Here is a 14,564-nt window from a genome sequence, read left to right on the forward strand (position 1 = left end):
TCCCACTCGCACCAGGGCCCCTCGTGCGGGTGGGACAGGGCCCTGGTGCGAGTGGGACCAGGGCCTCTCGTTTGGATCATGCGGGGCTCGCGGGGTCCGAACGAAAGGCCCTGATGGATGGTTGCTCAGGCGGTACGGCGACGGCCGGCCAGGACGCCGAAGGCGACGCCCGCGACGCCGATGACGATGCCGACGATGCCGAGCACACGGGCCGTGGTGTCACTGGAGGAGGACGCCGAGGCGGTCGTCTGCTCGTCCTTCGCGTGGTCGTCCGTGGCTTTCTTGTCGGCGGAGTCCGAGCCGGAGGCGGCGGTGGCGCCGTGCGCGTCCTCGGCGGCCGCGGTCAGCTTGAGGACCGGAGCAGGGCTCTCGGGCTCCTCCGCGCCGTCCTTCTGCTCCTCGATCCAGCGCACGACCTCCTTGTTGTCGTACGTCTGGATGGCCTTGAACACCAGCTGGTCGGCGTCCTCCGGGAGCTGGCCGACCGAGAGCGGGAACTGCTGGAAGCGGCCGGGCTCGATCTTGCCGCCGTCCGCGGTCCAGGTGACCTTGGAGACGGCCTCGTTGATCTTCTTGCCGTGCATGTCGAGCGGCTTGGCCAGCTTGCTGGTGGTCACCTTGATGTCCCAGCCGGGCACGGGCTGCGGCATGACGGACGCCAGCGGGTGGTCGGTGGGGAAGTTGACTTCGAGCTTGGTCGTCGAGGCGTCGTCGCGCTCGTTGGGGACCTTGAAGTTGATGACGGCGTAACCGCCCTTGGCGGCCTCGCCCTGCGGCTGGACGCTGACGTGGGCCGAGGCCGTACCGGCGAGGATCAGCACGGTGGACGCGGCGACGCCGCCGGCGAGGGCGATGCGGGAAACGTTCATGGCAGGGATCACTCCACAGATGCACGAAGGAAGGGTGCTCCGGCGCGCGGGTGCGCGACGGGGTCGCGACACCTCTTCCTCACGAGCGGCGTGCGTACGAGAACCCGTACCGGCACCGCGTGGGTGCGTGGCAGGGTCGCGCGGGCATCGCGTGGAGGGCGTCGCGTCAGGCTGCGAGGGTGAATACGGAGGGCGGCCCGCGCCTGATCACCATGTGCTGCAAGGGATCGCCCGTGACCGGGGACGGTGCGTCCACCGCGGTACGGGAGATACGCGGCCCGGTCGACGGCCCGCCGGGAAGCCCCGCGCGCAGCGCGGCCACGAGGACGAGCGCGGCGCGCAACGCCCGCAGCCGCGCCCCGGCCGCCACCTGCTGGGCGCCGTGGACCGACAGCCGGGCGAGGCGGAACAGGGCGACCTCGCCGCGCCGCAGCAGCCAGCCGGCGGCCAGCGCGGCCAGCAGATGGCCGAGCACCATGGGAAGGTCCGGCAGCATCCCGGCAAGGCCGGCCGTATCGGTGGAAGAGGCGGCCGCCAGGTGCTGATGGGCCTGCCCGGTCACCGACGCCGGGTCGATGCCCGCGGTGGTGACGATGCGGTGGGCGTCGGCGGTGTTCAACCGGTCGGGCCCGGCACCGCAGACGAGGTTCGCCGCGAACCGGATCAGCGCGTCCTCGTCGGCCGGTACCCGGGGCGAGGCGGTGTGCGTACCCACGCCGAAGAGTGTGTGCAGGACAAGCTGTCCGCCGGCCAGGGCGCCGGCGATGGACGGCAGGGAGCGTTCGCGGCCGGCGAGCGGGGCCGTCACCGCGAGGATCCCGAGGAATCCGGCGAGCAGCGTCCACCAGGGAACCGTCGCGCAGGCGGCCAGCGCGTGCCCGGCTGCGGACAACGCGACACAGACCGCGGCGAACACCGCAGCCCTCAGCAGCCGCATACCGGCTCCGGCGCGTCCCACAGACGTAGTCATGGCCGAGACATCATCCCACTGAGCCCCCCGTCCCCGTACGGCAGGTCCGGAAGGTCGTCTTCCGCCCGAATGGACGGGAGCCGGGCCGTTCGGACCGGTTACTGACGGGGCAGAACGGCCTTGTGGGCCGGGAATGCACAGGTGTGGCGAATACGGATATCCGCCGAATGAGCGGTCTCACACCCCGCCCGTGCTTACGAACGGCCTCGGGCGGCAATACGTATCGGTATGTCGAGCCGCAGCCAGGAGGCTGGAGCATGAGCATTTGGTGGTCACTCCATTTGCGGCGCGAAGCTGCGAGCGTTCCGCTCGCCCGACGGTTCCTGCTCGGGACGATGGAATCAGCGGGCGTGGACCCGGACATCTCCTTCGACCTGTCGCTCGCCCTGAGCGAAGCCTGTGCCAACGCCGTCGAGCACGGCGGTACGCAGGAGGACCGGGGCGTTGGAGCGGAGACCTGGGAAGCCTGGGAGGAGCCGTCCGGTGCCGCCTGCGGGCAGTACCGGGTCACCGCGTATCTGGACGGCGAGAAATGCCGTATCGAAGTCGCCGATTCCGGACCGGGGTTCCCCGCGAGGCGCGCACTTCGCACCGCCGCACAGCAGCACGGGACAGAGCAGTACGGGGCTCAGCAGCACGAGGCAGAGCAGCCGTACGCGTCCAAGCAGCAGTACCCGCCGCAGTACGCCGAGCACCCGCCGCTCACCGCCGAGGACGGGCGGGGGCTGTGTCTCATCGAGCAGCTCGCCGATCACGTCCACTTCGGCAACCGGCCGGGGCGCGGCGGGGCCGTGGTGAGTTTCGACAAGGTCCTGAAGTGGCGGGAGGGCGCCCTGCTCATGGTCTCCTGAGCAGGGCGCCCTCCGGCGCGCGGTACGGGGCGGACGGTCAGCCCTTGAGCCGGGCCATCCACGCCTCGACCTCGTCGGCCTGCCGCGGCAGCTTGTCCGAGAGGTTCCGGTTGCCGTCCTCGGTGACGAGGATGTCGTCCTCGATCCGGACGCCGATGCCGCGGTACTCCTCGGGCACGGTCAGGTCGTCGGCCTGGAAGTAGAGGCCGGGCTCCACGGTGAGGCAGACGCCGGGCTCCAGCGTCCCGTTGACGTACGACTCGGTCCGCGCGGCGGCGCAGTCGTGGACGTCCATGCCGAGCATGTGACCGGTGCCGTGCAGCGTCCAGCGGCGCTGCAGGCCCAGCTCCAGGACCTCGTCCACGGTCCGGTCGCCGAGCAGACCCCACTCGATGAGCTTCTCGGTGAGCACGCGCTGCGCGGCGTCGTGGAAGTCGCGGAAGCCCGCGCCGGGCTTCACCGCGGCGATGCCGGCCTCCTGCGCCTCGTACACCGCGTCGTAGATCTTCCGCTGCAGCGGCGTGAACGTGCCGTTGATGGGAAGCGTGCGGGTCACGTCGGCGGTGTAGAGGTCGTTGGTCTCCACGCCGGCGTCGAGCAGCAGCAGTTCGCCCGAGCGCACCGCGCCGTCGTTGCGTACCCAGTGCAGGGTGGTGGCGTGCGGGCCGGCTGCGCAGATCGAGCCGTAGCCGATGTCGTTGCCCTCGATGCGGGCGCGGAGGAAGAACGTTCCCTCGATGTAGCGCTCGCTCGTCGCCTCGGCCTTGTCGAGGACCTTCACGACGTCCTCGAAGCCGCGCGCGGTGATGTCGCAGGCCTTCTGCAGCTCCGCGATCTCGAAGGCGTCCTTGACCAGACGTGCCTCGGAGACGAAGACACGCAGTTCCTCGTCGCGCTCCGCGGTGACCTTGTCGGTGAGCGCGGCCTCGATGCCGGCGTCGTGACCACGGACGTTACGGACCGGGCCGGTGGCCTCGGTCAGCGCGGCGGGCAGCTCGCGGACGTCCTTCGCCGGAATGCCGAGCAGCTTCTCGGCCTCGGTCAGGGAGTGCCGGCGGCCGACCCACAGCTCGCCCTGGCCGTCGAGCCAGAACTCGCCGTTCTCCCGGTCGGAGCGCGGCAGCAGGTAGACGGTCGCCTCGTGGCCGTCGTCCTTCGGCTCCAGGACGAGGACGCCGTCCTGCGTCTGGTCGCCGGTGAGGTACGCGTACTCGCTGGAGGCGCGGAAGGCGTACTCGGTGTCATTGGACCGGGTCTTCAGCCGGCCTGCCGGAATGACCAGCCGCTCGCCCGGGAAGCGCGCCGAGAGCGCGGCGCGGCGGTCGGCGGTGTGCGCGGCCTGGGCGATCGGCTCCAGGCCGTGCAGCTCGGTGTCGGCCCAACCGGACTTCATGCTCGCGGCGAGCTCATCGGAGACGCCCGGGTACAGGCCGTTCTTCCGCTGCTTGACCGGCTCTGCCTCTTCGGTCTCCGGGTTCTCCGGGGTGAGCTCCTCAGACACGACTTGTCTCTCCTTGATACGACACTGGACCCCCTCCATCGTACGGGCGTACGGAAGGGGGCCCAGGGCCGGAAGACCTCTTACACAGGGTGGCCCGCCGCTACCGGCGGGCGCGCGGCCGGCTCATTCGAAGCGTGCCGCGAGCAGGACCACGTCCTCGGTGTCGTCACCCCGGTCGATCCCGTCGGGCAGCACGGTGCGCACCACGTGGTCGGCGACCGATCCGGCGTCGTGGCGCAGCGCCTTCGGGACGCTCGCGGCGGCCGAGTGGAGCCGCGCGAACGCCCGGTCCATCGAGTCACCGGCGCGGCGCAGCAGACCGTCGGTGTACAGCAGGACCGTCTCGCCGGGAGCCGGGGCGATCTCCACGCTCGGCGCCTCCCAGCAGGCGAGCATGCCCAGGGGAGCGGAGAGGGTCGTCTCGACGAACTCGGTGCGCCGGTCGCCGACGATCAGCGGCGGGGTGTGCCCGGCGCCGGCCAGCAGGATCTTGCGGCGGGCGGGCTCGCAGTAGGCGAAGAGCGCGGTCGCGGAACGGGCCGGCTCGGTCAGCCGCATCAGGAGTTCGAGATCGGAGAGCACGGCGACCGGATCCTCGCCCTCCATCACCGCGTACGCCCGCAGGCCTGCGCGCAGCCGGCCCATGGCGGCCAGGGCGCTGGGTCCGGAGCCGCCGACCGAGCCCACGGAGAGGCCGAGCGCTCCTTCCGGCAGCGCCAGCGCGTCGTACCAGTCGCTGCCGCTCTGCGGCGCGGCGTGATGGCGTACGGCCAGCTGTACGCCGGGGACGCGGGGCAGCCGGCTGGGCAGGAGCTCCTCGGCGATGGTGGCGATGTCCGTCCTGGCCCGCTCCAGTTCCAGCAGCCGGGCCAGGTGCTCGGCGGCGTACCCGGCGTACAGGCCGACGAGGTGGCGCTGGCGTTCGAGCGGCTCGGCGGGTTCGTCGTAGAGCCAGACCGCGGCGGCGAGCCGTCCGGTCCGCTCGGTGGTGATCGGCAGTGCGTAACTGGCGGCGTAGCCCAGGCGGGCGGCGACCTCGCGCCTGCGGGGGTCCAGGCTGGTGTCGCCGAGCAGATCGGGGGTGGTCAGCGGGCCGTCGGCGTTCGGCAGACCTTCCAGGATGCGGCCGTAGGAGGTGGCACTCCGCGGGACGGTCTCGATCTGACCGAGCTCCGCGTGGGCCAGCCCGAGACCGATGGTGCTGACGGGGCCGCGGCGGTCGGACGGTTCGAAGGCGATCAGTCCGCGACGGGCGCCGACCAGCGCGGCCCCGGCATCGAGCAGCTCGTGCAGGGCGTCGTCGAGGGTGCCGGTTCCGGCCAGCCGTTCGGTGAGCTCGTGCAGCGTCGTGAGGTCGGAGACCCAGCCCGCCAGACGGTCCTGGATGAAGGCACCGGGCGCGGCCGGCACTTCGGAGAGAGGCCCGGCAGTGTGCGCCGAAACCGGAACTGTGGGATCGATTCCAGCCACTTTCGGGAGGTGTGGGGCGCTCATGGTCGCCGGCTTTCCGACTGGTTTGTTTCGTCGAATAGCATCGCAAACCCCCATGTCATTCTGCGCCGCTATCAGTGCATCCACATGTACACGCACAAGTAAGGCGATGTCCAGCATTGTCACCACGGGGTTTGTGGTGTCCGAGGGGTGAGTAACTTGGCCAAAAAATGCACCCTGCGGTAGTCATTTGCGGTCGACTGAGTGTGCTCGACCGGGGGTTGCCCCCGGGTGAAGTGCCAGGGGGAGCGTCATTCCGGGCATGCTGGGTACGTAAATCGGTAGATGGCCTGAGGCGGTTCCGACCGCCTCCGGAACCTGGCAGCGGGCCCGGACGTCCTCACCTGTGACGGCCACGCCCCACCCCCGAGTGGCGGGGTCGTACGACGGACGGCAGGCGCGGTACGCGCTCTGCACCTCGCGACATTCTCGACTGGAACCGGCTCGATTCGGCTCAGCACAGCTCAGGCTCGGTACCGACGACCAACCCGTACCGCAGGCTCGACGGGCATGTACACACAGTGAAGATCCGCACACGTGTTGTGACGCGCGCGTGGTGTGATGTGGACCCTCGGCGTTCAACGGAAAGGAACGAGCGCTCATGCGCGAGATCCTCGGAAGGCGACGCAGGCTCCGGCTCGGACGCGGGGGCGGGGCCGCCCGGCTCGACGCGGCCCTGACCTGTGCCACCGCATGGCAGTGGCCCGTGCTCCCGGGGGTGGGCCTCCAGGCGGCCGGCGGCCGTGGTGAGCGCGGCTGCGCCTGCCCCGACCCCGAGTGCGCCGTTCCCGGCGCGCACCCCTTCGATCCCGGACTGCTCGCCGCGACCACCGACGCCCGGATGGTGCGCTGGTGGTGGTCGAACCGGCCCACCGCGCCGCTCCTGCTGGCCACGGGCGGGCGCGCGCCGTGTGCGCTGAGCCTGCCGGCGGTGGCCGGTGCCCGCGCACTGGCGGAACTCGACCGGATGGGCATGCGGCTGGGCCCCGTGGTGGCGACGCCGACCCGGTGGTCGCTGCTGGTCGCTCCGTACACGCTCGAACGGCTCGGTGAGCTGCTGCACGCGCAGGACTGGGTGCCCAGTTCGCTGCGGTTCCACGGGGAGGGCGGCTATCTCGTCCTTCCGCCGTCGGAGACCGGCGCGGGTCAGGTGCGCTGGGAGCGGGCGCCGGAGCGGGTGTCCCGGCCGGACGCCGATGGCGGGGCGCCGGTCCGGGCCGCGTCGAGCCGGGCGGTGGCGTCGCCGTGGTTGCCGGATGTGGGGGCGCTGCTGGACGCGCTGGTCGAGGCGAGCAACAGCGCTCCGGACGGCGGAAGCCGGCTCGCGTACTGAGGTGCGGGGTGCGGGGCGCGGGCTGCGGGCTGCCGGGTGGTGGCGCCTCTCCACGTGCTTCTCCGCCCGCTCCTTCTCCGCCCGCTGCTTCTCTGCCCGCTTCTCCGCCCGCCGTCATTACCGAGCGCTGTCGGATCCCTGGCTTATCACTTCCGGGTCAGGTGATCGACGGGGTCCGTTTCGGTCATTCCGCGCGGACCGTTTCGGTCATGCAAAGTCTGCCGGTGCAAAGTCCGTCGTTGGTCGGCTTTCTGATGCGCTTTCCGGAAACCGTTCGATCCCTCTTCGAAGATCTCTTCGGGAGCTGTTTCGCGGCGAAATCGGAAAGGGGAGCGTCCGGCGACTTCTGTCCGATTCCGAGCGGTCCGGGGATCGTGCGGAGCCGTTGTCGACGGGGGATCCAACAAGGCGTCCACGGTGGTGGGTTGACGCCGGGCCACGTGGAAGACGTCTCGAGGCCATCGGAAGGGCGACCGGGACAAGGTGCGGGACGGGCGGGGAAGCCGGGGGCGCGACCGGTGTCTGTGCAGGGCCTGTGCGCGGTTCGTGCGCCGCGTGGTGCGCCGTGGTGCGCCGTGCCCGGACATGAGGATGCCCGATCGCTGGCGACGGGGGATGCACCAGCGACCGGGCTTCCAGAACGGTAACAAGAGATCTGCCGTTCGCAAATTCGATCTCGCGTATTCGGACAGCGATTTACCTGCGAGTACGGCGAGTTGTGACGGGCGTCACCGTACGGGCCGGGTGATGGTCACTGTCAGCTGAGGGTCACTTGGCGGTTGGTGAGCCCGCCGCGTGCCCGACGCTCCTCGGCGCTGAGCGGCGCGTCCGACGCGAGCGCCGTCGCGAGCCGCTCCGCGAACGCGACGGCGGGCTTCTCGCACTCCTCGGCACCCATCGAGCTCGGCAGGTCCCAGACCGGGACCATCAGGCCGTGCGCGCGGAAGGAGCCGACCAGCCGGGTCCCCTCGCCGAGCGAGGAGGTACCGGCGGCGTGCAGTCGGGCGAGCGCGTCCAGGAGCCGCTCCTCGGGGTGCGGCATGACCCAGCGCAGGTGGTTCTTCTCCGGGGTCTCGCACCAGTAGGCGGCGTCCACCCCGGAAAGCAGGACGGTCGGGAGCGCCGCGTCGTTGGCGCGCTCCAGGGACGCGGACACCTCGGCTGTGGCGTTCTCCGCGTCCGGCACCCAGAACTCGAAGCCCGAGTGCACGACCGGCGCGAACGGGGCGTCGGCGTCCAGGAGATCCTGGAGCCGCGGCCCTTCGGCCGGTACGCGTCGGGCGGCGACCGGCGAGCCGGGCTCGGCCTCCAGCGCCCGCTGGAGCGTGTCGGCGAGGTCGCGGCTGAGGTCGCCGGAAGAGGTGTCGTTCTGGAGGGCGAGCAGGACCGAACCGTCGTCGCGCCGCAGAGCGGGCCACGCCATCGGAAGGACGGTCGCGAGCGTCACCGACGGCACGCCCTCGGGCAGTCCGCCCTTCAGGGTCAGTTCGACCGTGGCCGCGGGCACCAGCTCACGCAGTGCGACCCAGTCGCATTCGCCGGCCAGGCCCTCGAAGGGGCGCTGGACGAGTTCGGCCACGGCCTGGGCGGCGGCGCGGCCGTGACAGGCCTTGTAACGGCGGCCCGAACCGCACGGGCAGGGCTCGCGAGCCCCGACCACCGGGATCTCGCCGTCTTCAAGCTGCTGCTTCCCGGCCTTGGTCTGAGGGCGCTTCTTCGCCATGGTGGGCTTTCTCCCGATTGCGACAGTGCGGTCTGGGCCGCGAGCCTAGCCGTCCACGTGCCGTACGGGGGCACAGCCGACCCAGGAGCCGACTTCCCGGCGACAGCTCTGCCGGTGTTCCGGCCCTCCGGTGTTCCGGCCCTCCGGTGTTCCGGTCTCCCGGTCTCGCGGTCTCGCGGTCTCCCGGCTTTCCGGCCTCCCGGCTTTCCGGTGTTCCGGTCTCGCGGTGCCGCCACTGCGGTGCGCCGGCCCCGGCTCAGCCCACGTCGTCGAACGCGCCGGCGAAGTCCAGCCCGTCGAGACCCGCCGCGCCGTTCACCCCCGAGCCGCGGCCCGATGGTCCTGTCGCGGCCGGGCCCCGTCCGTTGCCCCGCGCGTTGCCCCGTGCGGCAGGCCGTTCGTCGGCAGGGCCGTGCCCCTCGTTGACCAGCACCCAGACCGTGACCTCGCCCGACGAGTCGTCACGCACACCCCACTCCTCGGCGAGGGCGCTGATGATGTTGAGGCCCCGGCCACCGTGAGCGGTCACCGAAGGAGTGGCCGGAACCGGCCGCGTCGGGCCGCCTCCGTCCGTCACCTCGACGGTCAGCCCGCCCGTTCTGTCGACGCGCCAGGCGGCGCGCACATCGCCATCTCCCACATCGGTGTGCCGGCCCAGCGGCCTGCCGTGCCGGCAGGCGTTGCTGAGCAGTTCGGAAAGAATCAAAACAGCATCGTCGACGACCGAATCCGACACCCCGTGGCTGCGCAACTGCTCACGCATCCGGTGCCGTGCCTGACCCACGCCCGCAGGGCCATGGGGTACGGCCATGCTCGACGACGTGGGCACTTCCTGTGCCACCACCAACGCCACCCCCGAGACCTCCTTTGCCCCACGCCACGGAGTGGATGCCCCCCTGGGCTGGACCGGAAACCGGCCAATGGCCTGCGAGTGACGCACTCGTAACGATCGGGTACGGGGCGAATGCGCCGGTGTACTCCCTGTGACCGACAGTGCGGGGGTGCCTCCACGGTTGTTCCCCGGAGCCACGGCTCCCGGTGGCCGCTGCCCGTCACGGCTCCCGGTGACCGCGCGGGAGCCGGTCCTGTCGGCCCTGTCGGCCGCGTTCCGCTTCCGCTCCCGCTACGCGCGCCCCAACTGGGCCAGAACCTGCTTCGGACGGTTCGTGATGATCGCCTCGACCCCGAGCCGGATGCAGAGCTCGACGTCCTCCGGTTCGTTGACCGTCCATACGTGCGCGCGGTGACCGGCACGGTGCAGGCGGTCGATGTAGCCCGGGTGACTGCGTACGATCCGCATCCCCGGACCGGCGATCCGGGCACCGGCCGGCAGTCGTCCGTCACGCAGTCGCGGGGAGACGAACTGCATCAGGTAGACGGTGGGCAGCTGGGGTGCGGCGTCCTGGATTCGGTGCAGCGAGCGGGCCGAGAAGCTCATGATGCGGACCGGCGAGGGGGCGTCGGACGGCGGCGCGTCGAGCTCGAAGCGCTTCAGCAGGTGCAGCAGCCGTTCCTCGACCTGGCCCGCCCAGCGCGTCGGGTGTTTGGTCTCGATGGCCAGTTGCAGCGGCCGGCCGGCGGCCCTCGTCTCGACGAGGAGCTCGAGGAGCCGTTCCAGGGTGAGTACGGAGGTGAGCTCGCCCGGCACCGGATCCCAGTCCGGGGCCTCCGCCTCCTCGCGGTCCTTCCACGAGCCGAAGTCGAGGGCCGCGAGTTCGTTGAGCTCCAGGGCGGAGACCGCGCCTCGCCCGTTGGACGTACGGTTCACTCGTCGGTCGTGTACGCATACGAGATGACCGTCGGCCGTGAGCCGTACGTCGCACTCCAGGGCGTCGGCCCCGTCCTCGATCGCCTTCCGGTAGGCGGCCAGGGTGTGCTCGGGGGCGTCGTCGGACGCGCCCCGGTGCGCGATGACCTGGATGGGATGCTGGCTGGGGCGCTGCTGCCGTGCTTGGGTCACCCGCGCCATGGTGTCACCGGGAGACCACGGACGCGTACACCTGGTGACGCGAGACCGTTTTGTCCGATGTAAAGGGTCGTGCGCAGATGCACAGGTCCTGCTTACAGTGGCCTGACGTGCCGTGGGAAAAGCTGACTCCAGACACGTACACAGCGGATCTCTTGCCGAATGATGATGTGGAACCGAGGAGTAAAGAGCTGTGAGCACAGAGAACGAGGGCAACGAGGGCAACGCGGCCGAGGCCGCCCCGTCCGTTCGGTCCGCACCTCCAGTGCCGGCCGACGCTCCCCAGGGGCTCCCCCCGAGTGCGCCCGACGCTCCGCCGCACCCGGACGCGACGACCACTCAGCACCAGGCGGCCTCCCCCGCCCAGGACCCGGCGACCACGCCCATGGCCCCGGTCCCGCCGGCCGCGCCGCAGTACGCGCCCCCGGCCGCACCGCAGTCCGCAGCCGATGCCGGCTGGCCCCCGCCCCCGCCGGCGGTTCCGTCGTACGCCCACGGGGCGCAGGGCGGCGGCCCCGTGTGGGGCGCGCCCGCTCAGCCGCAGGCGCCCGACGCGCCGCGCAAGCGGGGCGCGGGCGGTCTGGTGGCCGCGGTGGTCGTGGCGGCACTCGTCGCGGGTGGAGTCGGCGGAGCCCTCGGCTTCTGGGCCGCCGACAGCAACAACGACTCCGGCTCCTCCGGTTCGACCACGGTCGCCGCGTCGGGCACCCCCCAGGACCTCAAGCGCGACCCGGGCACGGTCGCGGGCGTCGCGGCCAAGGCGCTCCCCAGCGTGGTCACGATCGATGCGCAGGGCGGTGACGGCGAGGGCGGTACGGGCACCGGCTTCGTGTACGACAAGGAAGGCCACATCCTCACGAACAACCACGTGGTGGCCTCCGCGGCGGACAGCGGCCAGCTCACGGCGACGTTCTCCAACGGCAAGAAGTACGACGCCGAGGTGGTCGGCCGGGCCCAGGGCTACGACGTGGCCGTCCTGAAGCTCAAGAACCCGCCGCAGGGTCTCACCCCGCTGCCGCTGGGCAACTCGGACCAGGTGGCGGTCGGCGATTCGACGATCGCGATCGGCGCCCCGTTCGGTCTGTCCAACACGGTCACCACGGGCATCATCAGTGCGAAGAACCGCCCGGTCGCCTCCGGCGACGGTTCCGGAGGCAGCAACTCGTACATGAGCGCGCTGCAGACCGACGCCTCGATCAACCCGGGCAACTCCGGCGGCCCGCTGCTGAGCGCCGGCGGCGCGGTCATCGGCATCAACTCCGCGATCCAGTCGACCGGAAGCACCGGCCAGAGCCAGGCGGGTTCCATCGGCCTCGGCTTCGCGATCCCGGTCAACCAGGCGAAGAACGTCGCGCAGCAGCTGATCAAGACCGGTCAGCCGGTCTACCCGGTCATCGGTGCCACGGTGACGATGGACGAGAAGACCGGCGGTGCGGTCATCTCGGACCAGGGCGCCGGTGGCACGGAGGCGGTCACGAAGGACGGTCCCGCTGCCCGGGCCGGGCTCCGGGCGGGCGACGTCATCACGAAGTTCAACGACACCGTCGTCGACAGCGGCCCGACCCTGATCGGTGAGATCTGGACCCACAAGCCGGGCGACAAGGTCACGCTGACGTACAAGCGCGACGGCAAGACGTCCACGGCGGAAGTCACCCTGGGCGAGCGCAAGGGCGACAGCTGACCGGCTAGGCTGTCCTCCGCGTCGAAACCGGTCCTCACCGGCAGCTGACGCGGGGTGGGTTGCCCGAGCGGCCTAAGGGAACGGTCTTGAAAACCGTCGTCGCAGCGATGTGACCGTGGGTTCAAATCCCACACCCACCGCCAGTTCAGCGAAACAGCAGGTCACAGGGCGGGTCTCCGGTTCGGAGGCCCGCCCTGTGCGTGTGCTGCGGGCGCCTGCATCACGTCCTGCCCCGCATGTACGGGCCAGGAGCGGGCCCGGCTCACTCTCCCCAGCCGGTCCCGGCGGCCCAGCGCTCGGCCGCGGCCATCAGGATTTCCGTGGCGGGGGCCTTGATCTGCCCGTAGTCCAGGAGGTCCGGCACGCTCAGCGCCAGCCGTTGCTTGAGCCGGTAGTCGACCACCAGCAGGGGGCCGAGCTCATCGGGAAACGGCATGGCGCCAGAGGCTACATCCCGTTCGGGCGGTTCCGCGGCCGGACGGACGGTACTCAGCGTGGGGGCTCGCAGCGGGTGTGGGTGAGGCGGGCGGCGGAGGCGATGGTGGCCCGGGCCTCGTGTTCGGGCAGGCCGGTGCCGACGGCGGCTCGGGTGAGGGCGTCGGCCAACGCGTCGCCGAACCCGTGTTCGTAGGCGCGGCATGCTGCCCAGAAGAGCCGGGTGTTGCGCTGGCCCTCGTCCGCGGCCAGGACGAACTGGACCAGTCCGCGGCCCTGATCGGGATGCCCGTGGGTGGAATGGGTTCCGTCGGGATCGAGGTGGTGGTGCCGTGGGCGGGCTGGAGGCGTCAACAGGTGGAGCAGGGCGCTCGGGCAGGGCGCGGGCGTGAGGCTGCCGGTGCCGGGGACGAGGCGGTAGATGCCGTGGGCGGTGACCGAGCCCGGGCCGACCAGGTAGCCGCCGGAGCCGCGGATGTCGATGCCGGGGGCGAGGCGGCCGGCGGAGTTGGGTACGGCCACGCCGGGTGGGCCGGACAGCCATAGATGGCGGCCGCCGCTGGGGGTGAGCACAGTGACGGTCGGCGGGAGGGTGAACAGGTGCTGCATGGCCAGTTGTCGCAGGGCCGCCACGGAGTCGGTCCGGCCGGCGGCGTCGATGTCGAGATCGATGCCGATGAGGTGGTGCGGGCCGCGTCCGCAGGCGATGCCGTAACCGGTGGCCCAGGGGGCGGCGGCGAAGAGGGCGCGGACGGCGATGGGGTCGGTGGTGGCGTCGTGGACGCCGTGTCCGGGACGGCCACAGGCGCCCCGGCAGCCGGACGAAGGGCCCTCGTCGCGGTGCGGGGAACGCAGGGCGGGGAGCTTGGTGGCGGACAGCGGGATGACGGGGAGCCCGTGTTCGGCGGCGGAGAGCGCGTGGGCCAGGGCCAGGGTGGCGGTTCGCCGGTCGGTGGTGGCCATGGTTCTATGTTCGTATGAATGTTCGAATAAGGGAAGAGGGCGAGGTCGCGACGGGGTGGTCGGGGCTCGGTGGCGGAACGCTTCTTCTCCCGTGGGGTGTGGGCTCGCGTCGTGGGCCCGGCTGACCTGGGAGCTTGTGAGATCTGGGGGTTTATCTTCGCTTCCTCATGCTTGCGAGGGAATCGGATCTTGTGGGCGGTTCGCCGGTGTGGTGCTGGGCAGCTTTGATCTCGCGACGTCGTGACATCGCCGGGCGGTCGGCCAACTGGCCCGGGTTCAGCCTTACTTTCGGTTCCTGGAGGAATAGACATGGCAAGCATCCGTACCGCTCGTGCCCTCGCCGTTGTTGCCGCCCTGCCTCTTGCCGCTGTTCTCTTCGGTGGCGCGGCCCAGGCCGACAACGGCTCGTTCGCGAACGACGGATCGAACGCGGGAGTGGCCACGATCAGCGGCAGCGGGGTCGGTGGGGACAACTTCGGGAACTCGTCCACCTCGCAGCAGCAGGCCACCGGCTCCGGGGCTTCGAATCAGAGCAACTCCGCCCAGGTGAACGGCTCGGCGTTCACCGCCATCGACCAGTCCACGCACAACCTGGCGGTGAACTTCACCAACCTCTGGTGATCCGGTGCCTGCCGCGGTCCGGTCGGGGGGCCGGGCCGCGGTTGGGGGAACGACGGCCTGCGTGCCGCCACTGCGGTGGCGGCACGCAGGCCGTCGTTCCCCCAACCGCGGCCCGGCCCCCCGACCGGACCGCGGCAGGCACCGGATCACCAGAGGTTGG

Annotated in this window: 13 protein-coding genes and 1 tRNA gene; 5 read left to right on the plus strand and 9 right to left on the minus strand. The window is 71.2% G+C overall.

What is annotated here, in order from left to right; all coding sequences use genetic code 11:
• Positions 1-125: 125 nt before the first annotated feature.
• Together JGS39_RS27070 and JGS39_RS27075 are read right to left on the minus strand one after the other, a co-directional pair.
• Positions 126-869, minus strand: coding sequence for a YcnI family copper-binding membrane protein (locus JGS39_RS27070; RefSeq protein WP_219572214.1), 744 nt, complete (start codon positions 867-869; stop codon positions 126-128).
• A 166-nt stretch (positions 870-1,035) separates the two neighbouring features.
• Positions 1,036-1,839, minus strand: a complete 804-nt coding sequence (locus JGS39_RS27075) for a hypothetical protein (protein ID WP_219572216.1) — start codon at positions 1,837-1,839, stop codon at positions 1,036-1,038.
• A gap of 257 nt (positions 1,840-2,096) precedes the next feature.
• On the opposite strand from JGS39_RS27075, the gene JGS39_RS27080 reads away from it, so the two are divergent.
• On the plus strand, positions 2,097-2,690 hold the full coding sequence (locus JGS39_RS27080) for an ATP-binding protein (RefSeq protein WP_219572218.1): 594 nt from the start codon (positions 2,097-2,099) through the stop codon (positions 2,688-2,690).
• Positions 2,691-2,727: 37 nt separating this feature from the next.
• On the opposite strand, the gene JGS39_RS27085 is transcribed toward JGS39_RS27080, so the two are convergent.
• Positions 2,728-4,191, minus strand: coding sequence for an aminopeptidase P family protein (locus tag JGS39_RS27085; protein ID WP_219572220.1), 1,464 nt, complete (start codon positions 4,189-4,191; stop codon positions 2,728-2,730).
• 123 nt (positions 4,192-4,314) lie between these two features.
• Positions 4,315-5,685 (minus strand): PP2C family protein-serine/threonine phosphatase, encoded by a 1,371-nt coding sequence (locus JGS39_RS27090; protein ID WP_236063870.1) that lies wholly within the window; start codon positions 5,683-5,685, stop codon positions 4,315-4,317.
• A 598-nt stretch (positions 5,686-6,283) separates the two neighbouring features.
• Here JGS39_RS27090 and JGS39_RS27095 point away from each other — a divergent pair.
• Positions 6,284-7,015 carry a bifunctional DNA primase/polymerase gene (locus JGS39_RS27095; protein ID WP_219572221.1) on the plus strand — a complete coding sequence of 244 codons (732 nt, stop codon included), beginning with the start codon at positions 6,284-6,286 and terminating at the stop codon, positions 7,013-7,015.
• Positions 7,016-7,772: 757 nt separating this feature from the next.
• Here JGS39_RS27095 and JGS39_RS27100 read toward each other — a convergent pair.
• From JGS39_RS27100 to JGS39_RS27110, 3 genes are all read right to left on the minus strand, one after another.
• The gene (locus JGS39_RS27100; RefSeq protein ID WP_219572222.1) at positions 7,773-8,738 is read right to left on the minus strand and encodes a DUF5926 family protein; all 966 of its coding nucleotides are present in this window, start codon (positions 8,736-8,738) and stop codon (positions 7,773-7,775) included.
• A gap of 256 nt (positions 8,739-8,994) precedes the next feature.
• Positions 8,995-9,678, minus strand: a complete 684-nt coding sequence (locus JGS39_RS27105; RefSeq protein ID WP_219572224.1) for an ATP-binding protein — start codon at positions 9,676-9,678, stop codon at positions 8,995-8,997.
• A gap of 183 nt (positions 9,679-9,861) precedes the next feature.
• On the minus strand, positions 9,862-10,707 hold the full coding sequence (locus JGS39_RS27110) for a glycerophosphodiester phosphodiesterase (protein WP_219572226.1): 846 nt from the start codon (positions 10,705-10,707) through the stop codon (positions 9,862-9,864).
• A 190-nt stretch (positions 10,708-10,897) separates the two neighbouring features.
• Between JGS39_RS27110 and JGS39_RS27115 the strand changes: the two genes are divergently transcribed.
• Both JGS39_RS27115 and JGS39_RS27120 read left to right on the plus strand, forming a co-directional pair.
• Positions 10,898-12,385, plus strand: coding sequence for a S1C family serine protease (locus JGS39_RS27115; RefSeq protein ID WP_219572227.1), 1,488 nt, complete (start codon positions 10,898-10,900; stop codon positions 12,383-12,385).
• A 53-nt stretch (positions 12,386-12,438) separates the two neighbouring features.
• Positions 12,439-12,528 (plus strand) — tRNA-Ser (locus JGS39_RS27120).
• A gap of 119 nt (positions 12,529-12,647) precedes the next feature.
• Here the strand turns inward: JGS39_RS27120 and JGS39_RS27125 are convergent.
• Both JGS39_RS27125 and JGS39_RS27130 read right to left on the minus strand, forming a co-directional pair.
• A complete protein-coding gene (locus tag JGS39_RS27125; protein WP_236063871.1) occupies positions 12,648-12,821 on the minus strand; it encodes a hypothetical protein in 174 nt (57 codons plus the stop codon).
• 53 nt (positions 12,822-12,874) lie between these two features.
• The gene (locus tag JGS39_RS27130; protein WP_219572228.1) at positions 12,875-13,783 is read right to left on the minus strand and encodes a bifunctional DNA primase/polymerase; all 909 of its coding nucleotides are present in this window, start codon (positions 13,781-13,783) and stop codon (positions 12,875-12,877) included.
• 309 nt (positions 13,784-14,092) lie between these two features.
• On the opposite strand from JGS39_RS27130, the gene JGS39_RS27135 reads away from it, so the two are divergent.
• The gene (locus JGS39_RS27135; RefSeq protein WP_219572229.1) at positions 14,093-14,404 is read left to right on the plus strand and encodes a hypothetical protein; all 312 of its coding nucleotides are present in this window, start codon (positions 14,093-14,095) and stop codon (positions 14,402-14,404) included.
• The last annotated feature ends 160 nt before the right edge of the window (positions 14,405-14,564 follow it).

The sequence above is a fragment of the Streptomyces poriferorum genome (assembly GCF_019399235.1).
Lineage (GTDB): Bacteria > Actinomycetota > Actinomycetes > Streptomycetales > Streptomycetaceae > Streptomyces > Streptomyces poriferorum.

Bases quoted from the DNA above. Each gene is read 5' to 3' on its own strand.
- JGS39_RS27080 (WP_219572218.1), top strand. From the start codon at position 2,097: ATGAGCATTTGGTGGTCACTCCATTTGCGGCGCGAAGCTGCGAGCGTT.
- JGS39_RS27070 (WP_219572214.1), bottom strand. From the start codon at position 869: ATGAACGTTTCCCGCATCGCCCTCGCCGGCGGCGTCGCCGCGTCCACC.
- JGS39_RS27135 (WP_219572229.1), top strand. From the start codon at position 14,093: ATGGCAAGCATCCGTACCGCTCGTGCCCTCGCCGTTGTTGCCGCCCTG.
- JGS39_RS27100 (WP_219572222.1), bottom strand. From the start codon at position 8,738: ATGGCGAAGAAGCGCCCTCAGACCAAGGCCGGGAAGCAGCAGCTTGAA.
- JGS39_RS27125 (WP_236063871.1), bottom strand. From the start codon at position 12,821: ATGCCGTTTCCCGATGAGCTCGGCCCCCTGCTGGTGGTCGACTACCGG.
- JGS39_RS27090 (WP_236063870.1), bottom strand. From the start codon at position 5,685: ATGAGCGCCCCACACCTCCCGAAAGTGGCTGGAATCGATCCCACAGTT.
- JGS39_RS27095 (WP_219572221.1), top strand. From the start codon at position 6,284: ATGCGCGAGATCCTCGGAAGGCGACGCAGGCTCCGGCTCGGACGCGGG.
- JGS39_RS27075 (WP_219572216.1), bottom strand. From the start codon at position 1,839: ATGACTACGTCTGTGGGACGCGCCGGAGCCGGTATGCGGCTGCTGAGG.
- JGS39_RS27110 (WP_219572226.1), bottom strand. From the start codon at position 10,707: ATGGCGCGGGTGACCCAAGCACGGCAGCAGCGCCCCAGCCAGCATCCC.
- JGS39_RS27130 (WP_219572228.1), bottom strand. From the start codon at position 13,783: ATGGCCACCACCGACCGGCGAACCGCCACCCTGGCCCTGGCCCACGCG.